At 29.2% G+C, this 4,520-nt stretch carries 3 protein-coding genes and 2 pseudogenes; all 5 read right to left on the bottom strand.

Annotated elements, in window-relative coordinates; genetic code table 11:
* Window positions 1–389, bottom strand: a pseudogene (locus Q0649_RS00600) (hypothetical protein); the annotation flags it as partial.
* Between the two features lie 194 nt (window positions 390–583).
* Window positions 584–2,374, bottom strand: a complete 1,791-nt coding sequence (locus Q0649_RS00605) for an Mbeg1-like protein (RefSeq protein ID WP_298836198.1) — start codon at window positions 2,372–2,374, stop codon at window positions 584–586.
* 77 nt (window positions 2,375–2,451) lie between these two features.
* Window positions 2,452–3,393: a putative ABC transporter permease gene (locus tag Q0649_RS00610; RefSeq protein WP_298836200.1), complete on the bottom strand. Its 942-nt coding sequence runs from the start codon at window positions 3,391–3,393 to the stop codon at window positions 2,452–2,454.
* Between the two features lie 243 nt (window positions 3,394–3,636).
* Window positions 3,637–4,272, bottom strand: a complete 636-nt coding sequence (locus tag Q0649_RS00615; RefSeq protein ID WP_298836202.1) for a DUF4352 domain-containing protein — start codon at window positions 4,270–4,272, stop codon at window positions 3,637–3,639.
* Window positions 4,273–4,345: 73 nt separating this feature from the next.
* Window positions 4,346–4,520, bottom strand: a pseudogene (locus Q0649_RS00620) (Na+/H+ antiporter NhaC family protein); the annotation flags it as partial.

Raw genomic sequence — 4,520 nt, forward strand, 5'->3', positions numbered from 1 at the left:
TTAGTGCCTATCATGATAAAAACCTTGCTTGGTTTTAGATTATATATACTATTTGTTCGATTTAACACACCACCTGTATGATCTCCACTTATACCTAAATTTTCAATATTTATATTAGAAAATAAAATATTCCAGTTGCAATAATCAGTTAAACTATCACCTACAAATAATATTTCATTAGTCTTTTTTATATTGTTAAAGCTTTTAACCTTATCAATGTAATATTTGCTATATGATTTCTTTATATTTGAGTTAAATACAGTAGCCGATTTGCTTTTATTAAAGCTAATTTCACCTTTTTTATATACTAATAATCCACCTATTGATAAACAAAGAATGTTAAGTGTTAATGACACTATAAGTATCTTTTTTATTGACTTTTCGAACATAACTAAATCCTCCTACTCATATACAATATATAGTTATATCACGCCCTTTGTATATTATAGTCAACAAATCAATTATTATACTGTAATAACTACTGTATTATCAAAATAAGTTTCATCTACACTTTTCATTATCATTAAGTTCCTTTGAACATATGTTGATTATCTTATTCATATTTATGCCTCCTTATGTTCAGTCAAATAAACAAAAGAATAAATGTACTAATGACATTTGCTAAAAAATGTGAAATAGTACACGAGTAAATATTCTTAGTGTTTTGATAAATCACGCCATAAATAATATTATCTATAAAAATAAAAAACATGATATAAATAAGACCTGATGTAGAGCCTGCCGAAAAAGTTGCTATGACAAAAAATAATGAAGTAATGATGATAGCCCAAATTGGTTTTATAATATTGCAAATCTTAGCCTGAAAAAAACCTCTAAATGTTATTTCCTCAACAAATGCTAAAATCAATAATTTAGGTATCTGTAAAAATGATTTATCAAATGATAAGATTGGTTTTATGTCTGAAAGAGACAAGTAGACTTCTGGCAAGACAAATTTAAGTAAACTAATTGATACAATACACAAAACAACAGGAAGCAAAATTAACCACCAATAGTTTTTTATATCAGGTAAAATGTTTTTGGGAATAAAACTGCTGTCTTCCATTTTTCCTTTCTTCCCTCTAGTTTCAATAAATAAATACAATATTGAAAAAAGAACAGTTAAGCGTAAGCCATTAACATTATTCAAACCTACACATAAGCATAAAAATCCAAAAATTATAATTGGAATATACGTTTTAAATAATTCATTCCTATTTATCATCAATATCTTTCTTTTTTTCTTTTTAGAACGTGAGGAACTAATATCCTTAAGGATTGAATTTTTTAGTGTTTTTTGACTTTCTTTAAAAAATATTTCAATTGTTTTTTTCAAAAGAGATTTAGTAAAAGTATCCATATTTTTATAAGTTTTAATCATAGTATGCACTGCGGCCAGCTTTTTTTTCGATAATTCATCCACCGTCTTAGCTCCTGTGGATTGTATAATATTAAATAATGCATCCACAAATTGTGATCTTTCTTTTATAGATACCTTATTTGCACATTCCCTTAATGTAGTTTTTAAGTTAGTACTTTTCTTTGTTAATTTCTTTTCATAAACAAAATTTGTACCTTTTACTTCCCATGAAAAAGGATTATGCTGCTTTTCCCCAGTTTTACAACTACTCACTACCTTGTATTTCTCTCCACGTTCCAATATCATGCCTACAACTGAGGATTTTGGCATCAATGTCCTGATCTTGCACAGAATGTTTTGATAGCCTTCACTTTGTATAATATTTTTTTGAAAACCAGGTCCATCATTGTTATAAATTCCGATTATTCTATCTCGAACATTTTCAGTTGCATTAATTATTGCATAGATAGCAAGATTTCCTCCCTTTGAATGACCACCAAGATAGAACTTTCCTGAAAGGTTAGGAAAAATTCTATTCATATAAATTACAGCCTGCTTCTGCGCTTGTACTTCATCCATAAAACTCATTTGGAGATCTTCTTGCCAACCATTGATAGTATCATCAGTACCACGAAATGCAATAAAATGCTGTTCACTGTTAATTGAAAATACCAAAGCAGAAAATTGTTTATACTTCTCATAGTCAACTTGATTTTCATAACCAGATAATTGGATATCACCATAACGTGTTGTGTTTGCAGCTTTTGATAATAATTTAGGAATTTGATTAAAGAAGGGATTGTAATGGTTAGTAGAAGATTCATCTATATTTTTTTCAAATTCTTGCGCCGCTTTCAATAATGAAATTGATGCTACACCAGCCTCGCGAGGAACAATTTCATCAAATTCTAAATAAGCAAGTACAGAAAACACCAAATTATCCACTTCATTGAAACTATCACAATCAAAACTTAAATCTCCACGCCACTCTAGATAATCAAATATATTTTGCATATAAGCTCCTTTTACATATAAACTCTTTAATATTTAATTCAATATATGATTAAGCATACATCCCTAAACTAATCAGTTTATTTTTCTACATCAGTTCTATCTTTTTCGCTGCTTATTTCTGTTTTCTTTGGAGCACTCAATCCATTTAAAATTGAATTTCTTAATTTTTCAAGAGCATCTTTATGCTCTATGGATTTTAATCCAGAAAATGCTTTCAGCAACCTTTTTTCACCAAAATGAGTGGCTTCTAAAATCTCTCTATTTGCATTATGAAGGTCATTAAGCGCTTGTTTTCGATGAACCAATGCCTTTTTATGTTCACCTTTCTTTTCAGTTAGATCTGCTTTTAAAATTTCTTTTTTTATATCGAAACTTTCTTCCAAATTATCCTTCTTCTTGACTATATCAATAGCTCCCATAGCAATATTTTCTCCTATATTATTTGATGTTTCTCTAATTTTCAACGTTATCCCATCAATTATTTCAAGTCTTTTATTCAATTTCAAAATAGATTTTACTGTTGCAATGAGATCTATAATGAAAAGGAAGGCAAAAATTATAAGTAAAACCTTACTCACCATCTGTGGAATCCAATTAACAAGAGAAAAAATAACCGGGTGAATTCTGTCTACCACAATAAGGCAAGCTAATCCCCACACCAGTGAAAACATAGGGCAAATGTATCCACAAATATTAAATGGCATGTCATCGTAATTCCACCATTTCTGATGAAAAATTTTCTCAAGTGCAAATCCACCTATAAGCTCTATGGTGCTAGCAATAAAGATTGAACCTAAAAACATATAAAATACATTATTTTTTACAGGATCTAATAAATAAATTACTATTATGACTCCAACTCCATAAATCGGACAGTATGGGCCATTTAGGAATCCTCGGTTTACAAATTTTCCTGTCTTTACAGCTGCATATATAACCTCAATACACCATCCTATAAATGCATAAATTAAAAAGTACCACAATATATTAAGCATCAAAGTATTTCGCCTCCAAATCATAAAAACCCCCAGGGGGAGATTAACAAATTTTAACTACAATTTTTTTAAATTTTTCATGTACCATATACTATAATTCTACATTAATTTCCAAATACCTTTATATAAGGTAATGATTATGCTAATAACTACTTATTTGTTGTTAAAATAATTGAAAAAGCCTATACCATAGATTTATCTATGAGATAAACTTTTGTATATACAAAAGAAGCACTATAACAATTAAGTCATAGCACTTTCTTTTATTTAATTTAGCCCGAATTGAATACCATTGCTTAATAGACTACCCCTGTATTTTAAAACTAAAGCAGTATCATTTATTGGTTGCTCAAAAACTAGTGTTCCAACAATTTGTTCATTAGGAGTCAAACTAGCACTTGATAATTGAGTTTCACTGTCTATAGATGTATTTGCTGCATCTGTAATTTGTCCTTTACTATTCTGCATTTTAAAATTAAAAGGACTGTAAATTATTTCACCAGTTCCAGTATTTTTAATTAATACCGTTACCACAACAAACTCCATCCCTAATTTTGCCTTATCGTAATCTCCACCATTTAATTTCTTAACTTTAGTAACTGTTACTGATGCATGGTTTGATTTAACTGTTTCATTAATTCCATAAATGGTCTTATCTACTCCTATTTTTACCACTTTTGCGGATGTTGCAACACTACTATTCTTATCTGATACTGTTGTTATTGTTGTACTGTTCCCGTTGTTACCAATAATTGCTATTATTGTGAATACTATTGTTAGAATTTTATGCCTCATAAACCAATTTCTTTGGTCATGGCCACAACTAGGGCATTTCTTTACACTCCTTGCTATTTCCTTGTGACACGCTTTGCAATTCGTAAGTTTACTAGTTTTCTTCTTCATTTCTAAATTTCTCCCTTATAATTCCACTTATTAGAATTATAACCTTATTGAAATATTATTAATCAAGAGAATCTTAGTCTTCTAGCTTTAATGCACCTTTAGCTGGAGTTTTAAATTTAGGTACACCAAGTATTATAGCAAAAACTGATGAGATACCTAAAAGGTATGGATAACAAAGGTATTTCATTATTAGAAATGGTGAAATTGCTGCAAGACTAGAAGCAACCAAAAGTTGGGCACCATAAGGT

This window comes from uncultured Clostridium sp., from assembly GCF_937920395.1.
In the GTDB taxonomy this organism is placed as follows: Bacteria; Bacillota; Clostridia; order Clostridiales; family Clostridiaceae; genus Clostridium_AD.